We start from the raw sequence: 26,182 nt of genomic DNA, 5'->3' as shown, positions 1-26,182 counted from the left end.
ATGAAGGAACGTTTCGATGCCAAGGACTTGGCTCGCGCTGTCACCGAAGGGGTGCTGAACCCGGGCCAGGACGAGGCGCTGCTGGCGTTTCTCCGACGCCAGCCCGGCACGCAGCCCAGCTTCCAGCTGGCCCATGTTGCTTTTTACCTCGGCGCACTGTTGATCGTGGCGGCGATGGGCTGGCTGCTCAACGAGGCCTGGATGCGCATTGGCGACAGTGCGCTGTTACTGATCGCCTTGGTCTACATTGCTGGTTTGACCCTGACCGGGCTGCTGATGCAACGCCGTGGCCAGATCATCCCCGCCGGGGTGCTCGCGGCGGTGGCCGTCAGTATCGTGCCGCTGGCGGTGTTCGCGGTGGAGCGGCTCACCGGTTTCTGGCCGCTTGACGATACCCAGACCGGTTACCACAACTACTACACCTACGTGCAGGGTGGCTGGTTGCTGATGGAAGCGGCGACGGTGGTTGCCGGCCTGCTGATGCTGCGCTTGATCCCCTTCCCGTTCATCGTCATGCCGATCGCATTGGCCCTGTGGTTCATGTCCATGGACCTGAGCGAATGGTTCTACGGCCATACCTTCAACTGGGATCAACGCCTGGCGGTGTCGCTGTGGTTTGGCCTGGTCTTGCTTGCAGTGTTTCTGGTGATTGATGGCCGCACCCGTCAGGACTTTGCCTTCTGGGGCTACCTTGCCGGGCTACTCGCATTCTGGTTTGGACTGAGCCTGATGGAGAGCGACAGCGAGTTGAGCAAAGCCCTGTACTGCCTGATCAACATTGGCCTGATGGCCGTGGCGGTGCTGTTGCGTCGGCCGATGTTCATGGTTTTCGGTGCCATGGGCGTGGCAGCTTATCTGGGCTATCTGTCGTACGAAGTGTTCGCCGAGTCGCTGCTGTTCCCGGTGGTACTGAGCTTGATCGGCTTGGGGGTTATAGCCCTGGGGTTGTTCTATCAGAAGCATCGGGAAGCATTGAGTGTGCGCTTTCGCGCGCTGCTTCCCGATAGCCTGCGCCAGCTGCTGCCCGGGCTACGCCGGTAGGAGCTGGCTTGCCCCGCGATCGCGGTGCATCTGCCACACCGCATCGCGGGGCAAGTCGGGTCGCCGCACCGCCGCTCCCACAGGCAGTGCAAGACAGATGCTCCCACCGAAAGACAGGTCAGCCGAGTTCGACAATCTCGTAGCTGTGGGTGATCTCAACGCCTGCGCGACCAAGCATGATCGAGGCCGAGCAGTATTTCTCTGCCGACAGCTCTACCGCACGCTTGACCTGTGCGTCTTTGAGGCCACGGCCTTTGACCACGAAGTTCAGGTGAATCTTGGTAAACACCTTCGGGTCTTCGCTGGCACGCTCTGCCTCAAGGAAGGCTTCACAGCTTTCCACGGCCTGACGGGATTTCTTCAGGATGCTGACCACATCGAAGTTGCTGCAGCCACCCAGGCCCAACAGCAGCATCTCCATGGGCCGCACACCGAGGTTGCGCCCACCGGCCTCGGGTGGACCGTCCATGACCACGACGTGGCCACTGCCCGATTCACCCAGAAACATGGCTTCACCTGCCCACTGGATACGCGCCTTCATCACCCGGACTCCCTTACTTGAAAAAAGGCTGCCAGCTTAGACCCAGAAAGGCCGACGGAAAAGCTCAAGCGTGCGAGTAAATCTGCCGATACACCTACAAGTGTCTGATAAGCTGACGCCAAATCACTGGCGCAACACGCCAGACGCTTTATAAAAATGGACAAGCGTTGCCTCTTACCGGGATTCAGCCATGGTTGCCTCAGCCCTTCCAGCCAAGATCAAGAACATCGACAAACTGCTCGCCCACTGCCAGCGACGCCGCTTTGCGGCCAAGAGCAACATCATGTGTGCCGGTGACAAGGCGGATAGCCTGTCGTTCATCGTCAAAGGCTCGGTGACCATTCTGATTGAGGATGACAACGGCCATGAGATGATCATTGCCTACCTCAACAGCGGTGACTTCTTTGGTGAGCTGGGTTTGTTCGAGCCCGCCGGGCAGGAACAGCAGCGCAGCGCCTGGGTGCGCGCCAAGAGCGAGTGCGAGGTGGCCGAAATCAGCTACGAAAAATTCCGTGAGCTGGCCCGCCAGGACCCGGACATTCTCTATGCCCTGGGCAGCCAGATGGCGCAGCGCTTGCGCAATACCACACGTAAAGTCGGCGACCTGGCGTTTTTCGATGTTACCGGCCGCGTTGCCCGCTGCCTGCTGGAGCTGTGCAAACAACCCGACGCCATGACCCATCCGGACGGCATGCAGATCAAGATCACCCGTCAGGAGATTGGTCGAATCGTAGGTTGTTCACGCGAGATGGTCGGCCGCGTCCTCAAAGATCTCGAAGAACGCAGCCTGGTTCACGTCAAAGGCAAGACCATGGTGGTCTTCGGCACTCGCTAGTCGCGGGCAATGCCCTTGATGACGTCAGCATAGGCCTGGCCAAGGCGCTCAAGCAAAGGCGCCTCGGGCACAACTTCATGCAGCGCGATGTGGCTGTCGGCAAGGCAGCGTTGTTCCAGCTCGCAACATTCATTGAAACGATTGACCGCGGCCACCATCGACTCGCGCTCGTTATCCAACAACAAAGCGCCGTGCACCAGCACCACCGGACGTTTACCGCCCAACCCCTGGCGCCAGCGCTGGGCAGTGCCGACCAGCTTGCGGCCATTCAAGTTGACGTTGTAGCGGCCATCACAGAACGCCCCTTCGATTTCCCCCACCGACGCCAGCCCGCCCCACTCACGTAATACATCACACAAGGGCAGGCACAGGCGTTCGTAGGCGTTTTCGATGCGCCCATGGTCGCCTTCGCTGCGCGGCGCTACGTAAATCAAGGCAATGTTGATCACCGCAGGCGACTGCGGCACCGGCTCGCCACCGGTTTCGCGCAGCAATACCGGCCAACCGGCAATTGCCAGTTCGGAGCAAGCCGCTTCGAAGCCATCCAGACGGCTCATGCGCCGCGGCATGACCAGGGCGCGATCGGTCGGGCGCCAGAACAACAGGCCATAATCCTTTTCGCCTTTGCACACCGCCGCCAGCAGATCCTGCTCAGCATGCAGGCCGGCCTCGACAGTCACATCCAGTATTTGATCAGTCATCGCAGCAACCTTGTAGATACAAAAAAGCCGGCAATGCCGGCTTCATCGTTGAATCAATCCAGTTCAGGTACCAGATTCTGCACCGCTCGCTCCGGGAAGAACAGGCGCTGCAGCTCCAGACCCGGGTGCTCGGCACGCATGAAGGCTTCGCCGACCAAGAACGAGTAGACCTCGTTGATTTCCATCAGCTCGACATCGGCACGGTTGAGGATACCGCTCTCGGTAATTGCCAGACGATCACGGGGAATACGCGGCAACAAGTCGAGGGTGGTTTCCAGGCTGACCTCAAAGGTGTGCAGGTTGCGGTTATTGACGCCAACCAGCGGAGTGTCGAGGGTTTTCAAGGCCCGCTCCAGCTCGTCGCCATCATGCACTTCGACCAGCACATCGAGGCCGACGCTTTTCGCCGTGGCAGCCAGTTCGGCCATTTTCACATCGTCCAGCGCGGCAACGATCAGCAGCACGCAGTCAGCACCCAGCGCACGGGCTTCGACAATCTGGTACGGATCGATCATGAAGTCCTTGCGGATCACCGGCAATTTGCAGGCCGCACGTGCCTGCTGCAGGTATGCATCGGCCCCCTGGAAGTAATCGACATCCGTGAGCACCGACAGGCAGGTCGCGCCGCCTTTTTCGTAGCTGACAGCAATTTCAGCAGGCACGAAGTGCTCGCGAATCACACCTTTGCTTGGTGAGGCTTTTTTGATCTCAGCAATCACGGCAGGCTGTTTGCGCTTGGCCTGCTCGATCAGCGCATTGGCGAACCCACGCGGGGCATCGGCGGCGGCCGCCAGACGCTCAAGCTCGGTAATGCTGACGCGGGCGCTGCGCTCGGCGACTTCCTGGACCTTACGCGCCAGAATGTTTTCCAGAACTGTCGGTACACTCATGCTTCGTTCTCCACCTTGAATACCGCAGTAAAGGCGCCCAGCTCCTGCAACTTCTCCCAGGCCAGCCCGGTGTGCAGCACGTCGTGGGCCAGTTCAACACCCGCTTTGAGGCTCATTGCATGGTCAGCGGCATACAGTGCCGCGCCAGCGTTGAGCACGATCATTTCGGCGGCCTTCTGGCCATTTTCGGTTTTGCGGCGGCTCAGCGCATCGCGGATCAGCTCCAGTGACGCCTGCGGATCGGCAACGGCCAGGCCGTGAAGGCTTTGACTTTTCATGCCGAGGTCTTCCGGTTCGACCCAGTACTCGGTGATCTGGTCATTCTTCAGCTCAGCGACAAAGGTCGGCGCGGCCAGGCTGAACTCGTCCAGGCCGTCTTTCGAATGCACAACCAGCACATGCTTGCTGCCCAGGCGCTGCAGCACCTCGGCCAGCGGGCGGCACAGGGCTTGGGTGAAGACCCCGACCACCTGGTGTTTGACCCCGGCCGGATTCGTAAGCGGGCCGAGCATGTTGAACAGAGTACGCAGCCCCAGGTCACGACGTGGCCCAGCGGCAAACTTCATCGCCTTGTGGTGGGTCTGGGCGAACATGAAGCCGATACCGAGGCTGTCGATGCAGCGAGCAACCTGCACGGGGGTCAGGTTCAGGTAAATGCCAGCAGCCTCGAGCAGATCGGCGCTGCCGCTTTTGCCGGAGACGGCGCGGTTGCCGTGCTTGGCAACGGTGCAGCCCGCCGCCGCGAGGACGAAAGCCGAAGCGGTGGAGACGTTGAAGATATTGGCGCCATCACCACCGGTACCGACGATATCGACCACACCGTCGAGGGACTGCAGCTCGACCTTATCGGCCAGCTCGCGCATCGCGGTTACCGCACCGACGATTTCATCGATGCTTTCACTTTTCATGCGCATGCCCATCATGAAGGCGCCGATCTGCGCTTCAGTGCACTGCCCGGTCATGATTTCGCGCATCACGTCGCGCATTTCTTCGGTGCTCAAATCCAGATGGCCGACGATGCGGCTGAGCGCGCTCTTGATATCCATGATCGATCCTTAGCGGCGGCCGCCGGTCTGTTTGAGGAAGTTGGCGAACAGCTCGTGGCCCTGCTCGGTGAGAATCGACTCAGGGTGGAACTGCACCCCTTCAATGTTCAGGGTTTTGTGGCGCAGGCCCATGATCTCGTCGACCGAGCCGTCTTCGTGGGCGGTCCAGGCCGTTACTTCCAGGCACTCGGGCAAGGTTTCACGTTTGACCACCAGCGAGTGGTAGCGGGTGACCGTCAGTGGGTTGTTCAATTCAGCGAACACCCCCAGGTCCTTGTGGAACACCGGGCTGGTCTTGCCATGCATGACCTGGCGGGCACGCACAACGTCGCCGCCAAAGGCCTGGCCAATAGACTGATGGCCCAGGCACACGCCGAGAATCGGCAGTTTGCCAGCAAAATGCAGAATGGCTTCGATGGAAACACCGGCCTCGGTCGGGGTGCACGGGCCAGGGGAAACCACAATACGCTCAGGGTTCAGGGCTTCGATCTGGGCGATGGTCAGTTCGTCGTTGCGAATAACCTTGACCTCTGCACCCAACTCGCCGAGGTATTGCACGACGTTGTAGGTGAAGGAGTCATAGTTGTCGATCATCAGTAGCATCTGGGTACAACCTCTAGAATCAAGTTCGCCGGGTGGACAGGCGCAAGACGGCGCGCAGTGGGCGCCGTGGGTTTCAATCAGCTGCGTGGCGTTTGTTCAGCCAGCGCTACCGCCCGGAACATCGCCCGGCGTTTATTGATGGTTTCTTCCCATTCCAGTGCAGGCACTGAGTCGGCAACAATGCCGCCACCAGCCTGAACATGCAGCTCGCCGTCCTTGATCACCGCGGTGCGAATGGCGATGGCCGTGTCCATGTTGCCGTTCCAGGCAAAATAGCCGACTGCACCACCGTAGACGCCACGCTTGACCGGCTCCAGCTCGTCGATGATTTCCATGGCGCGGATTTTCGGCGCCCCAGACAAGGTGCCCGCTGGCAGGATGGCGCGCAGCGCATCCATAGCACTGAGGCCTTGCTTCAGTTCACCGGTCACGTTGGAAACGATGTGCATGACGTTGGAGTAACGCTCGATCACCATTTTCTCGGTGACCTTGACCGTGCCGGTGGCCGACACCCGGCCGGCGTCGTTACGACCCAGGTCGATCAGCATCAGGTGCTCGGCGATTTCCTTGTCGTCTGACAGCAGGTCTTCTTCCAGTGCCCGGTCTGCTTCTTCAGTCGCCCCGCGTGGACGGGTACCAGCGATCGGACGAACGGTCACCAGGTTGTCTTCAACCCGTACCAGCACTTCCGGCGAACTGCCCACCACATGGAAGTCACCGAAATTGAAGAAGTACATGTACGGCGTCGGGTTGAAGCAGCGCAACGCCCGATACAGGTCGATAGGCGCCGCCTTGAAATCGATCGACATACGCTGCGACGGCACCACCTGCATGCAGTCGCCCGCCAGGATGTATTCCTTGATGGTATCGACCGCGCGCTCGTAGTCGCTCTGGGTGAAGCTGGAGCGGAAGGCCGGCTCTGCAGCGGGCGCGCCACCCAGTTCCAGGCCGCGGCGTGGAGTAATCGGCTGGCGCAGTTGCTCAAGCAGCCCTTCCAGGCGCGCCAGGCCATTTTCGTAAGCCTGATCCTGGGCGGGGTCGACCAACACGATGGCGTGCATCTTGCCCGCCAGGTTGTCGAACACTACTACCGCGTCAGACACCATCAGCAAGATGTCTGGCACGCCCAATGGATCGGGGTTCGGGCACTTGCCCAGACGCTTCTCGACATAGCGCACGCAGTCATAGCCGAAATAGCCGACCAGGCCACCGTTGAAACGCGGCAGACCGGCGATGGTCGGCACCTGGTAGCGTTCTTTGAAGGACTCGACGAAGCTCAGCGGGTCTTCCACCTCATGCTGCTCGACCTCGACACCGTCATGGGTGATCCGCACCTGGTGGTCGTGGACACGCAGCACGGTGCGGCACGGCAAGCCGATGATCGAGTAACGCCCCCACTTCTCCCCACCCTGAACAGACTCAAGCAGGTAGGAGTTGGGCTGGTCGGCCAGTTTCAGGTAGATCGACAGCGGCGTGTCGAAGTCGGCCAACGTCTCGCAGGCCAGGGGGATACGGTTATAGCCGGCAGCGGCCAGGCGCAGGAATTCTTCGCGGGTCATGATAGCCTCGTGGCAAACAGCAAATGGGTCGAACAGGCAAACGGGCCGACAGGGGTCGGCAGATAAAAGTCAGGCGCGCCAACGCCAACGGGCCAGGGCCTTGATAACTTTCATCCAGAGTTTGCCGGTAACCGCCACGATGGAATCTCGATCTGAGGAGGAATGAACGTCCGTCAAAGTTATCCCAGTGGCCGCATCTAAGCAACCGGGCAACAGTGCCCGCAGGTCATCAATGACCAGACACGGCCCTTCTTCGCCGATCGGTCGCCCGTGATTGTAGCCATAGCTCAAGCCCACACATTTGACGCCTGCGGCTTTGGCCGCCAGCACGTCACTGCGCGAATCGCCAACGAACAAGGAATCTTCAGGCGCAACGTTGGCCATTTTCATCACGAACAACAAAGCAGCCGGATCGGGCTTTTTCTGCGGCAAGGTATCGCCACCGATGATCCAGCGGAAATAACGACCGATTTTCATCTGGTCGAGCAGCGGTGCGACAAAGCGCTCCGGCTTGTTGGTGATCAGGGCCATTTCCACGCCCTGCTTGTGCAACCACTTGAGCGTGTCACGCACGCCGGGGTACACCACCGTCAGTTGGTGATTGTCGGCATAGGCCTGCATGAACAGCTCCAGGCCCTTCTCTGCCTCGTCATCATCGACGGCGGCATGCTCCAGGCCGCCAGCCAGGGCCCGGCGCACCAGCACCGGGGCACCATTGCCGACCCAGTGGCGTACCGCCTCCAGGCCAGCGGGCTTGCGCCCCATTTCGAGCAGCATGTGATCCACCGCAGCGGCCAGGTCTGGCACCGAGTCGATCAGGGTACCGTCCAGATCAAACATCACCAGTTTGGGCAGCGCGCCGGGAAACAGCTGCTCGAAGCCACTCATGGACGGGCCAGGGCCAGTTCGGCATGCATTTTGGCAATGACTTCCTGATAGTTCGGCGTGTTGAAAATTGCCGAGCCGGCAACAAAGGTATCGGCACCGGCGGCAGCGATCTCACGGATGTTGTTCACATTCACGCCACCGTCGATTTCCAGGCGGATATCGCGGCCGCTGGCATCGATCAAGGCGCGCGCTTCACGCAGCTTGTCGAGGGTGCCGGGAATGAACTTCTGACCGCCAAAGCCTGGGTTGACGCTCATCAGCAGGATCATGTCGACTTTGTCCATGACGTACTTGAGGGTGTCGAGCGGGGTTGCCGGGTTGAACACCAGGCCGGCTTTGCAACCACCGTCACGGATCAACTGTAGTGAACGATCGATGTGCAGGGTAGCTTCCGGATGGAAGGTAATGTAACTGGCGCCGGCTTCGATGAAATCGCCGATGATGCGATCGACCGGGCTGACCATCAGGTGCACATCGATCGGCGCGGTGATGCCGTACTTGCGCAGTGCGGTGCAGACCATCGGGCCAATTGTCAGGTTCGGCACGTAGTGGTTGTCCATTACGTCGAAGTGAACGATGTCGGCACCAGCGGCCAGTACATTGTCGACTTCCTCACCCAGGCGGGCGAAATCGGCAGAAAGAATCGAGGGGGCAATAGCGTAGGGCTGCATGGCGCACCTGTAGGGCAGAATCACGGTGGCGCGCATTGTACCTCAGGCGAATGGCCATCGGCTGACCGGTATCAAAGCGGTCGTCGGATGAAAGCTGATCGCGGGGCAAGCCCACCCCCACAGATTGCGCCTGTGGGAGCGGGCTTGCCCCGCGATACATTCAAGCCGGTTGTTGAGTACGCAGCTTCTCGCTACGCCCGCGCAACCACTCCAGCGTCAGCAACAAGACGACCGAGAACGCGATCAGCAAGGTTGCCGCCGCCGCAATGGTCGGGCTGAGGTTCTCGCGGATACCGCTGAACATCTGCCGTGGCAGGGTTGCCTGCTCAGGGCCGGCAAGGAACAGGGTGACCACAACCTCATCGAACGAGGTGGCAAAGGCGAACAGCGCGCCGGAAATCACCCCGGGGGCAATCAACGGCAAGGTCACCCGGCGGAACGTGGTCAGCGGCGAGGCACCCAGGCTGGCCGCAGCACGTACCAGGTTGTGGTTGAAACCTTGCAGCGTCGCCGACACGGTAATGATGACGAACGGTACACCCAGCACCGCATGCACCAGGATCAGCGAGATAAAGCTGTTACCCATGCCCAAAGGTGCAAAGAACAGATAGCTGGCGACACCAATGATCACCACCGGCACCACCATCGGCGAGATCACCAGGGCCATGATCAGCGACTTGCCGGGGAAGTCGCCGCGGGTCAGGCCGATCGACGCCAGGGTGCCGAAGATCATCGCCAGCAGTGTCGCCGCCGGGGCGACGATGATGCTGTTCTTCAGCGCCCGCATCCACTCGGCCGAGGCAAAGAAGTCGTGGTACCACTGCAGCGAAAAGCCCTGCAGCGGGTAGACCAGAAAGCTGCCGGAGTTGAACGACAACGGAATGATCACCAGCACCGGCAACACCAGGAACAACAGAATCAGCCCGCAAAGGATGCGCAAGCTGTAGAACCAGACCCGCTCGACGGGCGACATGTAAGGGCTCAGCATGACAACGCTCCTCAGCTCAGACGCAGGCGGCTGGCGCCGACCAGCCAGCTATAGATCAGGTACAGCAGCACGGTCGCCAGCAACAGCAGACCGCCCAGTGCAGTGGCCATACCCCAGTTGATGCTGGTGTTGGTATAGAACGCCACGAAGTAGCTGACCATCTGGTCGTTCGGGCTGCCGAGCAACGCCGGAGTGATGTAGTAGCCGATGGCCAGGATGAACACCAGCAGGCAGCCCGCGCCAACACCGGCGTAGGTTTGCGGGAAGTACACCCGCCAGAAGCTGGCGAACGGATGGCAGCCGAGCGAGATGGCCGCACGCATGTAGGTGGGCGAGATACCCTTCATCACGCTGTAGATCGGCAGAATCATGAACGGCAGCAGAATGTGGACCATGGAGATGTACACACCTGTGCGGTTGAACACCAGCTCCAGGGGTTTGTCGATAATGCCCAGGGCCATCAGCGCGCTGTTGATCAAACCACCCGACTGCAGCAACACAATCCAGGCAGCGACCCGCACCAAGATCGAGGTCCAGAAGGGCAACAGCACCAGAATCATCAGCAAGTTGCTCTGCCGGGTTGGCAGATTGGCCAGCAAATAAGCCAGTGGATAGGCCAATACCAGGCAGATGGCCGTGATCACGAAGCCCATCCACAGAGTGCGGGTGAAGATATCCAGGTAAATGGCCTGGTCCGGAGTAGCCTTGGCCAGCTCACCGAGGTCATCAATGCGATGATCCAGCGCCGCCAGCAGGTAGAACGGTGTGACGCTACTGGTGTTACGGCGAATCGCCTGCCAGTAGGCCGGGTCACCCCAACGCTCGTCCAACTCCTGCAGGGCATCTTTATAAGAAGCCGGCTCGGTCTTGAACGGCAGCGCTCGAGCCGTTTTGGCCAGCAGGCTGCGATAGCCCGCCAGTTCCATGTTCAGGCGCTTGGAGGTATCCCCCAAGGTCTGGTTCTTGCGCGCCTGGCCCAGGTCTTCGCTCAGTGCTTTGTACACCGGCTCGCCCGGCAGGCCCTTGCCGTCCCATTGCGAAACTGCGGCAACGGTCTGCGGCAAACCTGTGACGACTTCCGGGTTGCCCACGCTTTTGTAGAGCAACGCGGCAATCGGCACGAGGAAAACCAGCAACAGGAACAGCGCCAGTGGCGCAATCAGCGCTTGCGCCTTCCAGCGGTTGACCCGCTCGGCACGCGCCAGACGCTGCTTGAGTGTGGAACCGGCGCCTTCATTCAGGGGCACTGCGATGGCCATAGCGAACTCCGAAATCTTGAGAACAGGAAGCGTCGGCAAGGCGCCGACGCTCCATCAGCCGACCTTACTTGGCAGCCCAGGCGTTGAAGCGTTGCTCCAGCTGCTCGCTGTTGTCAGCCCAGAAGGCGACATCGATCTGCACCTGGTTGGCGATGTTTTCCGGGGTGGTTGGCATGTCTTTCTTGATCTCGTCGGAGAGCAGGCTGACCGCCTTGGAGTTGGCCGGACCGTAGGCGATGTTTTCCGAGTAGATCTTTTGCTGCTCCGGCTTGACCGAGTAGGCGATGAATTTTTTCGCATCCTCGGCGTTTTTCGCGCCCTTCGGGATCGCCCAGGCGTCGAAGTCGTAGATACCGCCGTTCCACACTACTTTCAGGTTGCTTTCTTTCTGTACTGCAGCGATACGGCCGTTGTAGGCCGAACTCATGACCACGTCACCCGAGGCCAGGTACTGAGGTGGCTGGGCGCCAGCTTCCCACCACTGGATGCTTGGCTTGAGCTCGTCGAGTTTCTTGAAGGCACGGTCCTGGCCTTCTTTGGTGGCGAGTACTTTGTAGACGTCCTTCGGCGCAACGCCGTCGGCCATCAGGGCGAATTCCAGGGTGTATTTGGCACCTTTGCGCAGGCCGCGCTTGCCCGGGAACTGCTTGGTGTCCCAGAAATCAGCCCAGCTGGTTGGGGCGGTTTTCAGTTTGTCGGCGTTGTAGGCCATGACCGTGGACCACACGAAGAAGCCCACACCGCAGGGCTGAATGGCACCCGGAACATAGTCGGCCTCGTCGCCGAACAACGCAGGGTCGAGCTCTTCGAACATACCTTCGTCACAGCCGCGGGCCAGCTCTGGCGATTCGACTTCTACCAGGTTCCAGGACACGCTCTTGGTGTCGACCATGGCTTTGACTTTGGCCATTTCACCGTTGTACTCGCCCGCGACGATCTTGCCGTTGCCTGCCTTTTCCCATGGCTCGTAGAACGCTTTGGTCTGGGCTGCCTTGTTGGCGCCGCCGAAAGAGATCACGGTCAGGTCGGCCGCCGCCATGGCTTGCCCCGCTGCGAACAGCCCCAGTGTCAGAGCGGTCAACTTCAAGTGTTTGAGCATTATTATTTTCTCCACAGTACAGGGTTGGTGAAGCAAACCTTCAATTGGCTTCCTGGATCGGGTCGAGCGCGCGGGCGTGCTCCACCTCCCAGCCAAGCGGTACCACATCGCCCACGGCCAGCGCCGGGTCGAGTTCGGCAATTGGCTGCTTCACGAAGAAATCGGCCTTGCCGCAGACTTCCAGACGCACCCGCACGTGGTCGCCCAGGTAAATGAATTCGGCCACCCGGCCAGAGAAGCGGTTCACACAGCTTTCGCTGTGACCATTGAGGCGTACGCGCTCAGGACGGATCGACAGGGTCACCGGCTCACCGCTCTGACCGACATTCACCGCCAGCGCCTCGACTTTCTCGCCACGCGCCAGCTGCACCATGCAACGCTCACCGTCCTGACTGATCAGGCGGCCGTTGATGCGGTTGTTCTCACCGATGAAGTTGGCCACGAAGGTGTTCTTCGGCTCTTCGTAGAGGGTGCGCGGGTCGGCGATCTGCTGGATTTCGCCCTGGTGGAAGACGGCAACGCGGTCAGACATGGTCAGCGCTTCACCCTGGTCGTGGGTGACATACACCACAGTGACGCCCAGGCGTTGGTGCAGGTGTTTGATTTCCATCTGCATGTGTTCACGCAGTTGCTTATCGAGCGCGCCGAGTGGTTCGTCCATCAGCACCAACTGCGGTTCGAACACCAGTGCCCGGGCCAGGGCCACACGTTGCTGCTGGCCGCCGGACAACTGGCCGGGGTAGCGCTTGGCGAAGGCATCGAGCTGGACCATGTTGAGTACACGCTTGACCCGCTCACTGATGTCGGTCTTGCTCAGGTTGCGCACGGTCAGGGGGAACGCCAGGTTCTCGGCCACGGTCATGTGCGGGAACAAGGCATAGTTCTGGAACACCATACCGATGTCGCGTTTGTGCGGCGGCACATTGTTGATCGAGCGCCCGGCCAACTGAATCTCACCGGCAGTCGGGGTCTCGAAGCCTGCGAGCATCATCAGGCTGGTGGTCTTGCCCGAGCCGGACGGGCCGAGCAAGGTCAGGAACTCGCCTTTGCGAATATCCAGATTGAGGTCTTTGACGATCAGCGACTCGCCGTCATAGCTCTTCTGCACACCGCGAAAGCTGACCAGCACTTCGCCGGCTGCAGCGCTCGAATTCACCTCACTCATACCCGTACCTTCTTGTTGGATGACTGCCGTGTTCACAGACTAGTGAAGGGGCAAGCCGGCGCAAATCGGTGACGGGGAGAGATTGATATCAGCAGGATGGAAGGTCTGGGGTAGGGATTGCCCTACACGGGTGGCGTGATTGGATACGTGATCGCGGGGCAAGCCCGCTCCTACAGCACTTATGTGGGAGTGGGCTTGCCCCGCGATGTCGCAATCAGAACACTCAGAGCAACTTGTGCTCCATGGCGTACTTCACCAGTTCCGCCAATGAGGTGACATTGAGCTTCTGCATCAGCCGCGCTTTGTGAGTGCTGATGGTCTTGTTGCTCAGCGCCAGTTGCTGGGCGATGTCGTTGACATTGGCGCCCTGGGCCAGGCGTTCGAACACCGAGAACTCACGCTCCGACAGCAGGGAATGCAAGGGTCGGGCATCCGTCAGGCCGACCTCGAAGACCATCCGGTCAGCCAGGTCCGGATCAATGTAGCGGCCACCGCCGGCCACCCGCCGAATAGCGGTGAGCAACAGGGACGGATCGCTGTCTTTGGTCGCATAACCCGCTGCGCCGACCTTCAGCGCACGGGCGGCCATTTGCGCTTCGTCATGCATCGACAGCACCAGGATCGCAGGCGGATTGTTCAGCGCGCGGATCCGCGGAATCGCTTCGAGGCCATTGACTCCGGGCATGGAGATATCCAGCAATACCACTTCGCAGTCGGTATGACGCAGCGCTTCCAGCAGTTGCTCGCCATTGGCGGCCTCCCCTGCTACCTGCATATCCTTGGCCAGGCCGATCAATTGCTTGATGCCTTCACGGACGATGGTGTGGTCTTCGGCAACCAGAACTCGAATCACAAAACCGCTCCTATTTCAGGGGTATGCCTACGCTAAGGCTGGTGCCCTCGCCTGGCTCACTCTCCAAGGTCATTGTTCCACCCAACATCAATACCCGCTCGCGCATGCCGACCAGGCCAAAAGATGCCGGACGGCTTTCATCCAAGGCAAAACCGACGCCATCGTCGATCACGGTCAGGCGTAAGGTGCGACCATCCAGACTCAGGCTGATCTGCACAGTATGCGCCTGGGCGTGACGCATCACATTGGTCAGCGCCTCTTGAAGGATGCGAAACAGGCCGGTGGCCTTGGCATCGCTCAACGGCGGCAGGTTCTCCGGCACTTGCACCAGGCAAGGAATCTGCGTGCGCGCTTCAAAACGCCGGGCCTGCCACTCGATCGCCGAAGCGATACCGGCATCCAGAATCGGTGGGCGCAATGCGGTGGCGACATCCCGAACCAGCTGGAACAGTTGGGCAATCAAGCGCTTCATGCTGGCCAGGCGCTCGTTCAGACCGGGGTCGAGATCGGCGTAGGCCAGCTCGCACATGGACGTTTCCAACTTCAGCACGGTGAGCATCTGCCCCAGTTCGTCATGCACCTCACGGGCGATGCGGGCTTTTTCTTCCTCGCGAACACTCTCCATGTGTGCCGACAGGTCACGCAACTGCTCCTGGGAGCGCGCCAGCTCCAATTCGACCCTTTTACTCTGGGTGATGTCCCACACCACACCATCCCAGACCACCCGGCCATCGCCCAGTTTGCGGGTACTGGCCTTGATATCCGCCCAGCGCTGTTCACCCTCGCGCGTCAGAATGCGGCCCTGCCAGGACCAATCCTGGTCGGTGGCCAAGGCCAGGTCCTGGACCTGGTGATAATCGGCGCGGTCTTGTGGGTGAACCAGGTTACGCAAGCCCATATCCGGGTGCTGCAATGCGGCGGGGGTGTAGCCGACCAACGCCTCGCTGCCTTCGCTGATGTAGGGGAACTCAAGCTCACCTTCAGCCGGATTGCGCTCAAGCCGGAACACCAGCCCCGGCACATTGCCGGCAATGCCCTTGAGCCTGGCCTCGCTTTCGCGCAAGGCCGCCAGCGCCCGCCGGCGCTCGGTGACGTCGGTAAGAAACACCACCAGGTATTCAGCATCACGAAAACGCAGAAAGCTCAGCGACACATCCACCGGCAGCAGACTGCCATCAGCGCGTAAGCACTGCGTCTCGAAATGCTGAGCCGCATCGGGGCTGGCCCGCGCGCCCTTCCACAACTCCAGCCAGCGGTCCATGTGCAAGCCAGGCTCGAAGTCGATCAGCGGTCGGTCGATCACTGCTCCTCCGGCGTAACCCAGCATGCTTTCGGCAGCGCGGTTGGCATAGCGCACGTGACTGTCCCAGTTGACCCAGAGGATGCCCACGGTGCTCTGGTCGATGGAAAACTGGCTCAAACGCAACGCTTCTTCCCGCGCCTGACGTTGGTTGATGGTGTCGCGCGCCGTCAGCAGATTGTGTTCCAACTGACGCAGCTGGCGGCGCTGCCAGATCACGATGGCCACACTGCTGAACAGCAGTGCGCCCAGGAACAGCCCTAGGTTCTGCCAGAACCCCGGCGACTCACTCAGGCGCGGGTACTTGGGCTCCAGCCAACGTTGGTGCAGTTGCTCCAGGTCTTTGGCCGGGATCGCCTGCAAGCCACGCTCAATAATCTCTGCCAATACCGGCCAGTCGCGACGCGAGGCCACGCGCAACAACTGCGGCAGGCCAATATCGCCGACCACCGCCAGATCACTGAACTCGCTTTCGCGCGACAAACGACTCAACTGCGCCTCATCCACCACGGCATAGCGAGCCTGTTCACTCAACAGCAACTGCAGGGCCTGGCGTTCCTGGGGAACGCCTTGTAGGTTCAGGTTCGAATAGGTCGCGCGCAGGTAGTCGGCCACCGCACTGGGCATACGTACCGCTACCCTTTCTTCACTGCTGAGCTTCTCGAGATCCACCGCTCTGGCGCCACTGCGTGGTCCGACGATCAATTGCGGGACACGCATATAAGGGTCACTGAACAGCCACAAGCGCAGACCGGCCGGCGTCTGGGTCAGCCCCGGGGCCAGATCGACTTCACCTGCGCGCAATGCCCGCTCGAGCGCCGCCTGGTCAGGGAAGTTGCGCCAGGTCAGGTCCAGCCCCAGCGAGCGCCCCAACCAGTTCATCAACTCGACATTGACCCCATACAACTGCTGCAAGCGGCGATCGAACTGGGCAAACGGTGCTTGCAGCACCAGCCCGACCCTCAAGCTGCGATGTTGTTCGAGCCACTGCTGCTGCGCAGGCTCCAGCACCACGGGGGCCGATGTGCTTGCAGGGCCTGCCCATGCGATCAAGGACCAGCAGAAACAGCCGATAACCAACAGGCAGCGTACTGAGTTCATCTAAACGCTCATCAAAGAATGGATGGTCACCGAGCATGGCCGTCCCGGACAAATACGATTAGGCTGCCGGTATTATTCTGGCCTGGACCACTCCATGTTCGCACTTTTGCGCACAACGCTCGCGGCGTTATGCCTTCCACTGATACTACCTTGTAGCGCACAAGCGGCTACAGGTGAAACGCCTGAAGCTGCGGCCACCTCCCAGCCAGATGCGGTGCAACGTCAACCATTGGCGGAACGCAGCCAGGCAGATGCCCTGGCGCTGGAGCGACACGTGCCTGCGGCCGAGCAGCAAATGCTGCAAGCAGGCAGTGACAATTTCCTCGCCCTGTGGAAACCCGCCAACAGCGGCGAGCCGAAGGGCGCCCTGATCATCCTCGCCGGTGCTGGTGAAACAGCAGACTGGCCGAAGACCGTCGGCCCCTTGCGCCGCAAGTTTCCTGACGCAGGCTGGCATAGCCTGAGTCTGAGCTTGCCTGACCTGCTCGCTGATAGCCCTCAGGCTCGGGTGGAAACACCTGCTGCGCCCAGCCAACCTGTCACACCAGGGCAGAGCGCACCGGTCAAAGATACGCCTGACGACGCTAACGCCAGTGTCGAAAAAGCTACCGCTGCGGAAAATGACGTCAGCGAAACCACTCCCGCTGCCCAAGGGCCGGGCCTTGACGACAAGACGGATGCCGAACGGATATTTGCCCGCCTGGATGCTGCGGTGGCCTACGCTCAGCAGCACAATGCCCGCACTGTCGCGCTACTGGGCAATGGCAGCGGCGCCTACTGGGCGGCACGCTACCTGAGTGAACGGCAACCGGCACAGATTCAGAAGCTGGTCATGGTCGCGGCACAAACACCTGCACAGGCCGAACTGGGCCTGGATGCCCTGGCCCCGACGCTGAAAGTCGCCACCGCCGACTTTTTCTACACCAACCAGCTGCAGGCGCGGCGTGCAGCCGAACTACGCCTGCAAGCGAGCAAGCGCATAAAAGACAACCAGTACCGTCAGATTGGTTTGACCGCTATGCCCGGCAACAACGCGGCAGAGCAGGAACAACTGTTCCGCCGCGTGCGTGGCTGGCTCAGCCCGGAAAATACCGACTAGAAACCACGCTGCTTACGAATGATCGCGTAGGCCTGGTGCAGCTCGCGGGTGCGTTCAGTGGCTTCACGCACCTGCGAGGGGCTGGCACCACTGCCCGCCAGCTTGTCGGGGTGGTGGCGACTGACAAGCCGTCGATAAGCTTGTTTGATCTGGCCTGACTCGGCGTGAGCCTCAACGCCGAGCAAACGCAAGGCGTCGTGATAACCAAGGTTGACACTGGACAAGCCCGGGCGCTGCGGCTCGTACTCCAGCGCCAGGGCCTTGACCCTGGGCGCCGACCAACCCAGTTGTTGCCCCCAGTCGAGCAACAACTCGCGCTCCTGACGCCCCGCGCGGCCATCGGCCCATACCATGCGCCAGCAAGCACGCAACATACCTTCAGCGGCATGAGGCTGTTGCTTAATTCGTCTCAAGTAGGCGCCCAGGCGCTCCTGACCCCGTTTGCCACGATTGAACGCAGCGATGGCCCGGCGGCGTCCAGCCTCATTCATCTCCAGGCGTTGCATTTCCTGACGTGCCTGCTGAATGTGCCCATCAACTACCCGTCCATCGCACTTGGCCAGCCGCCCAAGCAAAACGAACAACACCTCATCGTCGAGCAATACCGGGCGCCCACCCAAGCGCTCACGCACATGGGCCCAACTGTGCAACTGCAAACGGCGATCCATCGCCTGCCCCAGCAACGCCCCCAGCAAAGCCCCTGGAATACTGGCAATGGCGAAGCCGGCCCCGGCACCGATCACTGTGCTCGGCCACAGCATGTTATCCGCGCCCTTTGATCAATTGCTCGACCTCAGCCAGGCGCTCCTGCGTACCGACATCCACCCAGTGACCGGCGAAGTGTTCGCCGCTGACCTGCCCCGACGCCATGGCTTCACGCAGCAATGGCGCCAACTTGAAAGCACCCGTGCTACAACCTTCGAACAGCGCAGGATCGATGACGGCGATGCCGCTGTAGGTCAAGGTCGCTGCACCGTCCTGACCATCACTGACCTGGCCCTGCTGCAGACAGAAATCGCCCTTGCCGTGATGCCCCGGATTGTCGACCAGCACCAGATGGGCGAGCCCTGCGGGCTGTTGCGGCAAACGCGTGAAGTCGTAATCAGTCCAGACATCACCATTAACCAGCACAAAGGGCTGATTGCCGAGTAAGGGCAGCGCCTTGAAGATTCCGCCGCCGGTCTCCAGCGGCTCGCCTTCAGGTGAATAGCTGATATTCAGGCCCCACCCGGCACCAGTGCCCAGATGCGCTTCGATTTGCTCACCGAGCCAGGCGTGGTTGATCACCACGTCTTTAAAACCGGCAGCCTGCAGCGCACGCAGGTGGTACTCGATCAAGGGCACCCCCGCGACTGGCAGCAAGGGTTTGGGCGTGTGCAGGGTGAGCGGGCGCATCCGCTCACCTTTACCTGCTGCAAGAATCATCGCCTTCATGGACGTGCCCCGCCTGCAGCCTGCAGGCTTTCGATCAACTCATCCAGCTCGGCCAGCTCCGGACGGCGGGCAATCACTTCATCTATATAGGCGAAGAAGCGCGGCACGTCGGTCAGGTAACGCGGCTTGCCATCGCGATGGCAGATACGCGCAAAAATGCCGATGACTTTGAGGTGGCGCTGCACCCCCATCAGGTCACTGGCACGGTAGAAGTCTTCGAAATCAGCCTGCACCGGAATGCCTTTGGCCTGCGCCCGTTGCCAGTAGTCCTTCAACCAACCTTCAACCCGCGCTTTTGGCCAGCTCAGGAAAGCATCCTTGAACAAGCAGGTAACGTCATAGGTGACCGGCCCATAAACGGCATCCTGGAAGTCCAGTACCCCGGGGTTAGGAGTGCTCTGCATCAGGTTGCGCGGCATAAAGTCGCGGTGCACCAAAACTTTGGGCTGAGCCAGGGCGCTGTCGATCAACAGTGTGCTGATGCGCTGCCAGAGGGCCAGTTGTGCATCGGTAAAGCCCAACCCCAGCTCACGCCCCACGTACCACTCGGGAAACAGCTCAAGCTCACGGCGCAACAGGGCGACGTCATAACTCGGCAACGGTGCGTCCATTGGCAACTGCTGAAAGGCCAGCAGCGCTTCGATGGCGTCATCGAACAAGCCATCGGCGTTTTCGGCGTTGATCACATCGAGGTAAGTCTGGGTACCGAGGTCGCTCAGTAGCAAGAAGCCACGCTCCAGATCCTGAGCATGAATGACCGGTACATTGACCTCGGCGCTAGCCAACAGCTGGGCGATATCGACGAAGGGGCGGCAGTTTTCCTGCGGCGGGGGGGCATCCATGACAATAAAACTGTGACCTTCGGCCTGCCAGCGGAAGTAACGGCGGAAGCTGGCGTCGCTGCTGGCAGCGGTCAGGTTAGCCGCTGGAACCGCACCCCAGCCCTGTTTCAGGAACAGGTGGGCAAGTTGTTCTTCGAGCCAGACAGTGAGGTGTTGCAGGCGTACATCGTGATCAGGCATTACAAGGGTCTCCGACGGCCCTAGCCGTCAAGCGGGTCATGCTTTATTATCCAGCATCTTTTTCAGACCATCGAGAGGCGTGCGGCCCCACACGCGGGCAGATGGCACGCAGGAAGCCCGGACTAATAAGATGGCATTGAAATCCCCCGCGTTTCGTAAAAAATTTCCGTTGCTGGTCACCGGCGGTCTGCTGGCGCTGCAACCTCTGGCCACCTCGTATGTGGTCGCCGCAGAGCAATTCGATTGCCAAGTGTCTGCTGCCGGAGGCTGGGACTGCAAGCCCAAGGCCAACGCCGCTACGCTGCCGCCTCGTCCGGTGCATCCGGGCGCTGCTGCCAGTGCGACTGGCGAAGCCACTGCTGAGGCTGGCGAAGCTGCAGCCGAGGCTGGCAATGGCACGATGCTCGTTACCGAGAGCAAAGGCCGCGCCCTCAAAACCCGCAGTGTCGACGCCAGCCACCTGGACTGGGTGCCGCGCGATCAACTGACCCCTGCACAACTTGCCGAAACCGGGCCGTACTGTGCCGGTGCCTACATCGAGCCGACCCGTCCGGGCATGGATGACACCACGCCGAAAGACGAAGCCCCGACATTCATTGGCGCCAAGGTCTCCCGCTACCAACAGGAACAGCAGATCGCCACCCTCGCCGGTGATGTGGTCATGCGCCAGGGCAGCATGCAGGTTGAAGCCGACGAGGCCAACCTGTATCAGGCCGAGAACCGCGGCGAACTCAGCGGCAACGTCAAGATTCGTGACAACGGCTCGTTGGTCGTGGGCGATCATGCCGACATCCAACTCGACACTGGCGAAGCCAAGGTCGACAACGCCGAGTACGTCATGCACAAGTCGCGCATCCGCGGCAGTGCGCTGTACGCCAAGCGTGCCGAAAACGCCATCATTCGCCTCAAGGACGGTACCTATACCACCTGTGAGCCGAACAGCAACGCCTGGCAGTTGAAGGGCAACAACATCACCCTGAACCCGGCCACCGGCTTCGGTACCGCGACCAACGTCACCCTGCGGGTTAAGGATATTCCGGTGTTCTACACACCGTACATCTACTTCCCGATCGACGACCGTCGTCAGTCCGGCTTCCTGCCGCCGTCGTTCAGCACCAGCAGCGACACCGGCTTCATGCTGGTCACGCCGTACTACTTCAACCTGGCGCCAAACTACGACGCTACCTTGTATCCACGCTACATGGCCAAGCGCGGCCTGTTGATGGAAGGCGAGTTCCGTTATCTGACCAAGTCCAGTGAAGGTCAGTTCGGCGGTGCTTACCTGAATGACAAGAATGATGATCGTAAAGAGCAGACGGACTACAAAGAAAAGCGCTGGATGGTCAACTGGCAGCACAAGGGCGGACTGGATGAGCGCTTGCTGACTGAGGTCGATTACACCGACATCAGCGATCCGTTCTACTTCCAGGACTTGGAGTCTGCACAGGTTGGCATTGACAGTAAGGACTATGTCACCCAGCAAGGTGCATTGACCTATCGTGGCGAAAATTATACTGCACGATTGAATATGCTGGCCTACGAGATGGCAACCATCTCCAAGATCACCCCGTACGATCGTTTGCCACAGGTTACCTTTGGCGGGATGCTGCCTTACCACCCAGGTGGTCTAAACTTTAGTTACGACACCGAAGCGGTCCGATTTGACCGCGATTTGAAAGATGACTTCGTTCTGGACGAGGACGGCCAACCCGACACCGGTGCCGGGGTTCCAGGCCGCCGCCTGGATCAAAACATCTTTGGTATTGCACGTTCGAACGGCACGCGTTTGAATGTTTCGCCGCAAATCAGCCTGCCGTTTACTGAAACTTATGGCTACCTGACCCCATCGATCAAGTACATCACCACACATTACGATCTTGATCTGGATAGCCAGGGTAAAGCGCAGGCTGCAACCGCTACTGATGTCCAAGGACACTTCAAGAGCACGCAAACGCGTAATGTGCCAGTCTTCAACATCGACAGTGGCCTGTACTTCGACCGTAACACCCAGTGGTTTGGAACCAACTATCGCCAGACACTGGAACCGCGCCTGTACTACTTGTACGTGCCGTACGAAGACCAGCAAGATATCCCTCTCTTCGACAGCAGTGAAAGAACGTTCAACTACGCCTCGCTGTTCCGTGACAACCGCTTCAGCGGTCGCGACCGGATTGGCGACGAGAACAAGCTGTCGCTGGGCGTCACCAATCGCTGGATCGAAGAAAACGGCTTCGAGCGCCAACGCTTTAGTGTTGGTCAAGCACTGTACTTCAAGGATCGCAAGGTCCAGTTGCCGGGTATTGACTATCGTAATCGCGAAGACTCGCTCTCCGACGTCTCGCCATATGCCCTGGAATACGCTTACCGCTTCAACCGTGACTGGCGCTTCAACTCCGATTTCAACTGGGACCCGGACAGCCGCAGCACCCGCTCCGGCAGCGCGATGTTCCATTATCAGCCTGAAGACAACGTGAACAAGGTCGTCAACCTCGGTTACCGCTACCGAAACGACACGGTCTCCTACAACAGCACTACTGGCCAGTGGCAAGTAGGTGGCGGCGACTACGGCAAGCCGGGAGATGCGAACTACGTCAAGGACTACTACAAGATCCAGCAACATGACTTTTCGGTCATGTGGCCAATCGTTCCACAGTGGACTGCAATCGCTCGCTGGCAACATGACTACAACCGCAACCGTACCCTGGAAGCCTTCGGTGGTTTCGAGTACGACAACTGCTGCTGGAAGCTGCGTCTGATCAACCGTTACTGGATCGATTACGACGACTTCAGCCAGGCAACTCCACAAAACGAAAAAGGCGACCACGGCGTCTTCCTGCAGATTGTGCTGAAAGGCCTCGGCGGCGTAGTGGGCAACAAGGTCGAGTCGTTCCTCGACCAGGGCATTCAAGGTTATCGTACACGTGAAGACCAAGCTTACTGATTGTCTGCGCCCGCTGTTGCTGGGCGCTGTATTGCTGAGCAGCACGGCGCATGCCGCCGTGCAGACTCTGGATAGCGTTGTGGCCATCGTCGATAACGACGTGGTCATGAAAAGCCAACTGGACCAGCGCGTGCGCGAAGTCGAGCAAACCATCGCCAAGCGCGGTGGTTCTGCGCCACCTCCGGGCGTGCTCGATCAGCAGGTGCTCGAACGCCTGATCGTCGAAAACCTGCAGCTGCAGATCGGCGACCGCTCGGGCATCCGCATCACCGATGAAGAATTGAACCAGGCCATCGGCACCATTGCCCAGCGCAATGGCATGAGCCTGGAGCAGTTCCGCGCCGCCCTGGCACGTGACGGCCTGTCGTATGAAGATGCCCGCGAGCAGGTACGTCGCGAGATGATCATCAGCCGTGTGCGTCAGCGCCGTGTGGCTGAGCGCATCCAGGTCTCGGAGCAGGAAGTAAAGAACTTCCTCGCCTCGGACATGGGCAAGATGCAGCTGTCCGAAGAGTACCGCCTGGCCAACATCCTCATCCCGACCCCTGAACGGGCCGACTCGGCCAGCATTCAGGCGGCTGCCAGACAAGCAGGCGAGGTGTACCAGCAACTCAAGCAAGGGGCTGACTTCGCCCAGATGGCTATCGCCCGCTCGGCGAGCGAAAGCGCGCTGGAAGGTGGTGAAATGGGCTGGCGTAAAGCCGCTCAGTTGCCACCGCCGTTCGATCGCCTGCTGAGCTCCATGTCGGTCGGCGATGTCACCGAGCCAGTCCGCACTCCGGGCGGCTTCATCATCCTCAAGCTTCAAGAAAAACGTGGCGGCTCGAGCATGGTGCGTGACGAAGTACATGTTCGTCATATCCTGATCAAGCCAAGCGAGATCCGCAGCGAAGAGGCCACCAAGGCCCTGGCGGAGAAACTCTACGAGCGCATTCAGAACGGCGAAGACTTCGCCCAACTGGCGAAGAGCTTCTCTGAAGATCCGGGTTCCGCCCTCAACGGTGGCGACCTGAACTGGATCGACCCGAACGCACTGGTACCTGAGTTCCGCGAAGAAATGGCCAGTGCCCAGCAAGGCCAGGTCACCAAACCGTTCAAGACCCAGTACGGCTGGCACGTGCTTGAAGTCCTTGGCCGTCGTGCCACTGACAGCACCGAACAGGCCCGCGAGCAGCAAGCCATGAACGTCCTGCGTAACCGCAAGTACGATGAAGAGCTGCAAACCTGGCTGCGTCAGATCCGCGACGAAGCCTACGTTGAAATCAAGCTTCCTGGCGCGACTCAGGTTGCCCCGTGAAACCTCAGCGCTTCGCCCTCACACCTGGCGAACCGGCCGGCATAGGTCCTGACCTGTGCCTGCTGCTCGCCGCGCAAGCCCAGCCGCACCCTCTGATTGCCATCACCAGCTGTGACCTGCTCGCCGAGCGGGCCACACAGCTGGGCGTGGCGATCAGCCTGCTACCGGTTAAACCAGACAGTTTTCCTGACCAGCCTGCCCCTGCCGGCAGCCTGTATGTGTGGGACACGCCACTGCAGAACCCGGTGGTGGCCGGCCAGCTCGACAAAGCCAATGCTGCATTCGTCCTCGAAACCTTGACCCGTGCGGGCCTGGGCTGCCTGGATGGGCATTTCGCCGGGATGATCACCGCCCCGGTACACAAGGGCGTGATCAACGAGAGCGGTATTGCCTTCTCCGGCCACACCGAATTCCTCGCCGACCTCACCCACACCACGCAAGTGGTGATGATGCTTGCCACTCGCGGGCTGCGCGTGGCGCTGGTGACCACCCACCTGCCGCTGCGCGATGTGGCCGATGCCATTACCAGCGAGCGCCTGGAACGGGTCACGCGCATTCTCCACGCCGACCTGCAGCAAAAATTCGGCATCGCCAGTCCACGCATTCTGGTATGCGGCCTGAATCCACATGCCGGTGAAGGTGGCCACCTCGGCTCCGAAGAAATCGACACCATTGAACCCACGTTGGCGCGCCTGCGCAGCGAAGGCATGGACCTGCGCGGCCCATTGCCTGCCGACACCCTGTTTACCCCCAAATATCTGGAGCACTGCGACGCAGTGCTGGCGATGTACCACGACCAAGGCTTGCCGGTACTCAAGTACAAAGGCTTTGGCGCTGCCGTGAACGTGACCCTGGGCCTGCCGATCATCCGCACCTCGGTCGACCACGGCACTGCCCTGGATCTGGCCGGTAGCGGCCGGATTGACACCGGCAGCCTGCAGGTCGCCCTGGAAACCGCCTACCAGATGGCCGAGACCCGAAAATGAGTGAGCAATACCAACACCGGGCGCGTAAGCGCTTCGGCCAGAACTTTCTGCACGATGCCGGCGTCATCGACCGCATCCTGCGCTCGATCAATGCCAAGGCCAGCGACCGCATGCTGGAAATCGGCCCGGGTCAGGGTGCCCTGACCGAAGGCTTGCTGGGCAGCGGTGCACAGCTCGACGTCGTCGAGCTGGATAAAGACCTGGTGCCGATTCTCAACCAGCAATTTGCCGGCCGAGACAACTTCCGCCTGCACCAGGGCGACGCCCTGAAGTTCGACTTCACCAGCCTCGGCGCTGCCCCTAACAGCCTGCGCGTAGTCGGCAACTTGCCGTACAACATTTCCACGCCGCTGATCTTCCACCTGCTGAGCAACGCCGAGCTGATCCGCGACATGCACTTCATGCTGCAAAAGGAAGTGGTCGAGCGCCTGGCTGCAGGTCCCGGTGGCGGTGACTGGGGGCGACTGTCGATCATGGTGCAGTACCACTGCCGGGTCGAACACTTGTTCAACGTCGGGCCTGGCGCGTTCAACCCGCCGCCGAAGGTCGACTCGGCCATCGTTCGCCTGGTCCCACACGAAACCCTGCCCTTCCCTGCCAAGGACCATCGCCTGCTTGAGCGCATCGTTCGCGAAGCCTTCAACCAACGCCGTAAAACCTTGCGCAACACCCTCAAAGCCCTGCTCAGCAGCGATGCCATCGAGGCTGCCGGTGTCGACGGTAGCCTGCGCCCAGAACAGCTGGACCTGGCCGCTTTCGTCCGCCTGGCCGACAAACTGGCCGAGCAACAAGGCAGCCACTAAGGCCCGTCAACGGCCAGTCATCCCTGCATGACTGGCCGGCACCCCCGCCAATGGCCTAGA

24 protein-coding genes are annotated in these 26,182 nt (G+C 60.5%); 7 read left to right on the top strand and 17 right to left on the bottom strand.

Translation table 11 applies throughout. The features are described from left to right. Positions 1-1,041, top strand: a complete 1,041-nt coding sequence (locus ACP6KB_RS02200; RefSeq protein ID WP_442111822.1) for a DUF2157 domain-containing protein — start codon at positions 1-3, stop codon at positions 1,039-1,041. A gap of 118 nt (positions 1,042-1,159) precedes the next feature. Here the strand turns inward: ACP6KB_RS02200 and ACP6KB_RS02195 are convergent, their stop codons facing one another. Then, positions 1,160-1,582 (bottom strand): OsmC family protein, encoded by a 423-nt coding sequence (locus ACP6KB_RS02195; RefSeq protein ID WP_038616192.1) that lies wholly within the window; start codon positions 1,580-1,582, stop codon positions 1,160-1,162. A 190-nt stretch (positions 1,583-1,772) separates the two neighbouring features. On the opposite strand from ACP6KB_RS02195, the gene crp reads away from it, so the two are divergent. Beyond that, on the top strand, positions 1,773-2,417 hold the full coding sequence (gene crp, locus ACP6KB_RS02190) for a cAMP-activated global transcriptional regulator CRP (RefSeq protein ID WP_442111820.1): 645 nt from the start codon (positions 1,773-1,775) through the stop codon (positions 2,415-2,417). Here the strand turns inward: crp and ACP6KB_RS02185 are convergent. The 13 genes from ACP6KB_RS02185 to ACP6KB_RS02125 all read right to left on the bottom strand — a co-directional run bounded on the left by ACP6KB_RS02185 (position 2,414) and on the right by ACP6KB_RS02125 (position 16,540). Continuing rightward, positions 2,414-3,118 carry a lipoate--protein ligase family protein gene (locus ACP6KB_RS02185; RefSeq protein ID WP_442111818.1) on the bottom strand — a complete coding sequence of 235 codons (705 nt, stop codon included), beginning with the start codon at positions 3,116-3,118 and terminating at the stop codon, positions 2,414-2,416. The two genes, crp and ACP6KB_RS02185, sit on opposite strands and share 4 nt — an antisense overlap. Before the next feature lie 53 nt (positions 3,119-3,171). Next, entirely contained in the window at positions 3,172-4,008 is an 837-nt protein-coding gene (gene trpC, locus ACP6KB_RS02180; protein WP_442111816.1) for an indole-3-glycerol phosphate synthase TrpC, read from the bottom strand. Continuing rightward, entirely contained in the window at positions 4,005-5,054 is a 1,050-nt protein-coding gene (trpD, locus tag ACP6KB_RS02175; protein WP_442111814.1) for an anthranilate phosphoribosyltransferase, read from the bottom strand. Before trpD ends, trpC begins: the two co-directional genes overlap by 4 nt. A 9-nt stretch (positions 5,055-5,063) precedes the next feature. Further along, positions 5,064-5,657 carry an aminodeoxychorismate/anthranilate synthase component II gene (locus tag ACP6KB_RS02170; RefSeq protein WP_442111812.1) on the bottom strand — a complete coding sequence of 198 codons (594 nt, stop codon included), beginning with the start codon at positions 5,655-5,657 and terminating at the stop codon, positions 5,064-5,066. A gap of 77 nt (positions 5,658-5,734) precedes the next feature. Further along, positions 5,735-7,216: an anthranilate synthase component I gene (gene trpE, locus ACP6KB_RS02165; protein ID WP_442111810.1), complete on the bottom strand. Its 1,482-nt coding sequence runs from the start codon at positions 7,214-7,216 to the stop codon at positions 5,735-5,737. A 69-nt stretch (positions 7,217-7,285) separates the two neighbouring features. Then, positions 7,286-8,104, bottom strand: a complete 819-nt coding sequence (locus ACP6KB_RS02160) for a phosphoglycolate phosphatase (protein ID WP_442111808.1) — start codon at positions 8,102-8,104, stop codon at positions 7,286-7,288. Continuing rightward, positions 8,101-8,775: a ribulose-phosphate 3-epimerase gene (rpe, locus tag ACP6KB_RS02155; RefSeq protein ID WP_038606081.1), complete on the bottom strand. Its 675-nt coding sequence runs from the start codon at positions 8,773-8,775 to the stop codon at positions 8,101-8,103. Before rpe ends, ACP6KB_RS02160 begins: the two co-directional genes overlap by 4 nt. A gap of 160 nt (positions 8,776-8,935) precedes the next feature. Beyond that, the gene (locus ACP6KB_RS02150) at positions 8,936-9,763 is read right to left on the bottom strand and encodes an ABC transporter permease (RefSeq protein ID WP_442111806.1); all 828 of its coding nucleotides are present in this window, start codon (positions 9,761-9,763) and stop codon (positions 8,936-8,938) included. An 11-nt stretch (positions 9,764-9,774) separates the two neighbouring features. Beyond that, positions 9,775-11,022 carry an ABC transporter permease gene (locus ACP6KB_RS02145; RefSeq protein ID WP_442111804.1) on the bottom strand — a complete coding sequence of 416 codons (1,248 nt, stop codon included), beginning with the start codon at positions 11,020-11,022 and terminating at the stop codon, positions 9,775-9,777. Positions 11,023-11,086: 64 nt separating this feature from the next. Further along, positions 11,087-12,121 (bottom strand): ABC transporter substrate-binding protein, encoded by a 1,035-nt coding sequence (locus ACP6KB_RS02140; RefSeq protein WP_442111802.1) that lies wholly within the window; start codon positions 12,119-12,121, stop codon positions 11,087-11,089. A gap of 40 nt (positions 12,122-12,161) precedes the next feature. Then, positions 12,162-13,286: an ABC transporter ATP-binding protein gene (locus tag ACP6KB_RS02135; protein WP_442111800.1), complete on the bottom strand. Its 1,125-nt coding sequence runs from the start codon at positions 13,284-13,286 to the stop codon at positions 12,162-12,164. 223 nt (positions 13,287-13,509) lie between these two features. Then, complete coding sequence (locus tag ACP6KB_RS02130) at positions 13,510-14,139, bottom strand: response regulator (protein WP_442111798.1); 630 nt, start codon at positions 14,137-14,139, stop codon at positions 13,510-13,512. A gap of 10 nt (positions 14,140-14,149) precedes the next feature. After that, positions 14,150-16,540: a PAS domain-containing sensor histidine kinase gene (locus ACP6KB_RS02125; protein ID WP_442111796.1), complete on the bottom strand. Its 2,391-nt coding sequence runs from the start codon at positions 16,538-16,540 to the stop codon at positions 14,150-14,152. A 94-nt stretch (positions 16,541-16,634) separates the two neighbouring features. Between ACP6KB_RS02125 and ACP6KB_RS02120 the strand changes: the two genes are divergently transcribed. Then, positions 16,635-17,639: an alpha/beta hydrolase family protein gene (locus ACP6KB_RS02120; protein ID WP_442111794.1), complete on the top strand. Its 1,005-nt coding sequence runs from the start codon at positions 16,635-16,637 to the stop codon at positions 17,637-17,639. Here ACP6KB_RS02120 and ACP6KB_RS02115 read toward each other — a convergent pair. From ACP6KB_RS02115 to ACP6KB_RS02105, 3 genes are read right to left on the bottom strand one after another with little or no spacing between them, the layout of a single operon-like run. Continuing rightward, on the bottom strand, positions 17,636-18,400 hold the full coding sequence (locus ACP6KB_RS02115; RefSeq protein ID WP_442111792.1) for a TerB family tellurite resistance protein: 765 nt from the start codon (positions 18,398-18,400) through the stop codon (positions 17,636-17,638). The two genes, ACP6KB_RS02120 and ACP6KB_RS02115, sit on opposite strands and share 4 nt — an antisense overlap. Position 18,401: 1 nt before the next feature. Then, positions 18,402-19,073: an N-acetylmuramate alpha-1-phosphate uridylyltransferase MurU gene (gene murU, locus ACP6KB_RS02110; protein ID WP_442111791.1), complete on the bottom strand. Its 672-nt coding sequence runs from the start codon at positions 19,071-19,073 to the stop codon at positions 18,402-18,404. Then, the gene (locus tag ACP6KB_RS02105; protein WP_442111789.1) at positions 19,070-20,095 is read right to left on the bottom strand and encodes an aminoglycoside phosphotransferase family protein; all 1,026 of its coding nucleotides are present in this window, start codon (positions 20,093-20,095) and stop codon (positions 19,070-19,072) included. The genes murU and ACP6KB_RS02105 overlap by 4 nt, the downstream gene beginning before the upstream one ends. A gap of 130 nt (positions 20,096-20,225) precedes the next feature. Here ACP6KB_RS02105 and ACP6KB_RS02100 point away from each other — a divergent pair, with 130 nt between their 5' ends. The 4 genes from ACP6KB_RS02100 to rsmA are packed head-to-tail and all read left to right on the top strand — an operon-like array spanning position 20,226 to position 26,122. Further along, on the top strand, positions 20,226-23,036 hold the full coding sequence (locus tag ACP6KB_RS02100; protein ID WP_442111787.1) for an LPS-assembly protein LptD: 2,811 nt from the start codon (positions 20,226-20,228) through the stop codon (positions 23,034-23,036). Further along, positions 23,017-24,333, top strand: coding sequence for a peptidylprolyl isomerase SurA (surA, locus tag ACP6KB_RS02095; protein ID WP_442111785.1), 1,317 nt, complete (start codon positions 23,017-23,019; stop codon positions 24,331-24,333). The genes ACP6KB_RS02100 and surA overlap by 20 nt, the downstream gene beginning before the upstream one ends. Continuing rightward, positions 24,330-25,319 (top strand): 4-hydroxythreonine-4-phosphate dehydrogenase PdxA, encoded by a 990-nt coding sequence (gene pdxA / locus ACP6KB_RS02090; protein WP_442111783.1) that lies wholly within the window; start codon positions 24,330-24,332, stop codon positions 25,317-25,319. The genes surA and pdxA overlap by 4 nt, the downstream gene beginning before the upstream one ends. Continuing rightward, positions 25,316-26,122: a 16S rRNA (adenine(1518)-N(6)/adenine(1519)-N(6))-dimethyltransferase RsmA gene (gene rsmA / locus ACP6KB_RS02085; RefSeq protein ID WP_442111781.1), complete on the top strand. Its 807-nt coding sequence runs from the start codon at positions 25,316-25,318 to the stop codon at positions 26,120-26,122. Before pdxA ends, rsmA begins: the two co-directional genes overlap by 4 nt. Positions 26,123-26,182: the final 60 nt, after the last annotated feature.

The sequence above is a fragment of the Pseudomonas sp. NUPR-001 genome (assembly GCF_052147955.1).
Taxonomy (GTDB): domain Bacteria; phylum Pseudomonadota; class Gammaproteobacteria; order Pseudomonadales; family Pseudomonadaceae; genus Aquipseudomonas.
The sequence above is the reverse complement of the archived record's forward strand: the minus strand, read 5'-3'. Positions and strand labels throughout refer to the sequence as shown.

Excerpts from the sequence above, each read along its gene's own strand:
- ACP6KB_RS02140 (WP_442111802.1), bottom strand. The coding sequence starts at position 12,121 with ATGCTCAAACACTTGAAGTTGACCGCTCTGACACTGGGGCTGTTCGCA.
- ACP6KB_RS02195 (WP_038616192.1), bottom strand. The coding sequence starts at position 1,582 with ATGAAGGCGCGTATCCAGTGGGCAGGTGAAGCCATGTTTCTGGGTGAA.
- ACP6KB_RS02170 (WP_442111812.1), bottom strand. The coding sequence starts at position 5,657 with ATGCTACTGATGATCGACAACTATGACTCCTTCACCTACAACGTCGTG.
- ACP6KB_RS02120 (WP_442111794.1), top strand. The coding sequence starts at position 16,635 with ATGTTCGCACTTTTGCGCACAACGCTCGCGGCGTTATGCCTTCCACTG.
- trpD (WP_442111814.1), bottom strand. The coding sequence starts at position 5,054 with ATGGATATCAAGAGCGCGCTCAGCCGCATCGTCGGCCATCTGGATTTG.
- crp (WP_442111820.1), top strand. The coding sequence starts at position 1,773 with ATGGTTGCCTCAGCCCTTCCAGCCAAGATCAAGAACATCGACAAACTG.
- ACP6KB_RS02160 (WP_442111808.1), bottom strand. The coding sequence starts at position 8,104 with ATGAGTGGCTTCGAGCAGCTGTTTCCCGGCGCGCTGCCCAAACTGGTG.
- ACP6KB_RS02105 (WP_442111789.1), bottom strand. The coding sequence starts at position 20,095 with ATGCCTGATCACGATGTACGCCTGCAACACCTCACTGTCTGGCTCGAA.
- ACP6KB_RS02185 (WP_442111818.1), bottom strand. The coding sequence starts at position 3,118 with ATGACTGATCAAATACTGGATGTGACTGTCGAGGCCGGCCTGCATGCT.
- ACP6KB_RS02145 (WP_442111804.1), bottom strand. The coding sequence starts at position 11,022 with ATGGCCATCGCAGTGCCCCTGAATGAAGGCGCCGGTTCCACACTCAAG.
- ACP6KB_RS02150 (WP_442111806.1), bottom strand. The coding sequence starts at position 9,763 with ATGCTGAGCCCTTACATGTCGCCCGTCGAGCGGGTCTGGTTCTACAGC.
- rpe (WP_038606081.1), bottom strand. The coding sequence starts at position 8,775 with ATGCAGCCCTACGCTATTGCCCCCTCGATTCTTTCTGCCGATTTCGCC.
- ACP6KB_RS02100 (WP_442111787.1), top strand. The coding sequence starts at position 20,226 with ATGGCATTGAAATCCCCCGCGTTTCGTAAAAAATTTCCGTTGCTGGTC.
- trpC (WP_442111816.1), bottom strand. The coding sequence starts at position 4,008 with ATGAGTGTACCGACAGTTCTGGAAAACATTCTGGCGCGTAAGGTCCAG.
- ACP6KB_RS02135 (WP_442111800.1), bottom strand. The coding sequence starts at position 13,286 with ATGAGTGAGGTGAATTCGAGCGCTGCAGCCGGCGAAGTGCTGGTCAGC.
- ACP6KB_RS02125 (WP_442111796.1), bottom strand. The coding sequence starts at position 16,540 with ATGAACTCAGTACGCTGCCTGTTGGTTATCGGCTGTTTCTGCTGGTCC.
- rsmA (WP_442111781.1), top strand. The coding sequence starts at position 25,316 with ATGAGTGAGCAATACCAACACCGGGCGCGTAAGCGCTTCGGCCAGAAC.
- ACP6KB_RS02200 (WP_442111822.1), top strand. The coding sequence starts at position 1 with ATGAAGGAACGTTTCGATGCCAAGGACTTGGCTCGCGCTGTCACCGAA.
- ACP6KB_RS02115 (WP_442111792.1), bottom strand. The coding sequence starts at position 18,400 with ATGCTGTGGCCGAGCACAGTGATCGGTGCCGGGGCCGGCTTCGCCATT.
- murU (WP_442111791.1), bottom strand. The coding sequence starts at position 19,073 with ATGAAGGCGATGATTCTTGCAGCAGGTAAAGGTGAGCGGATGCGCCCG.
- trpE (WP_442111810.1), bottom strand. The coding sequence starts at position 7,216 with ATGACCCGCGAAGAATTCCTGCGCCTGGCCGCTGCCGGCTATAACCGT.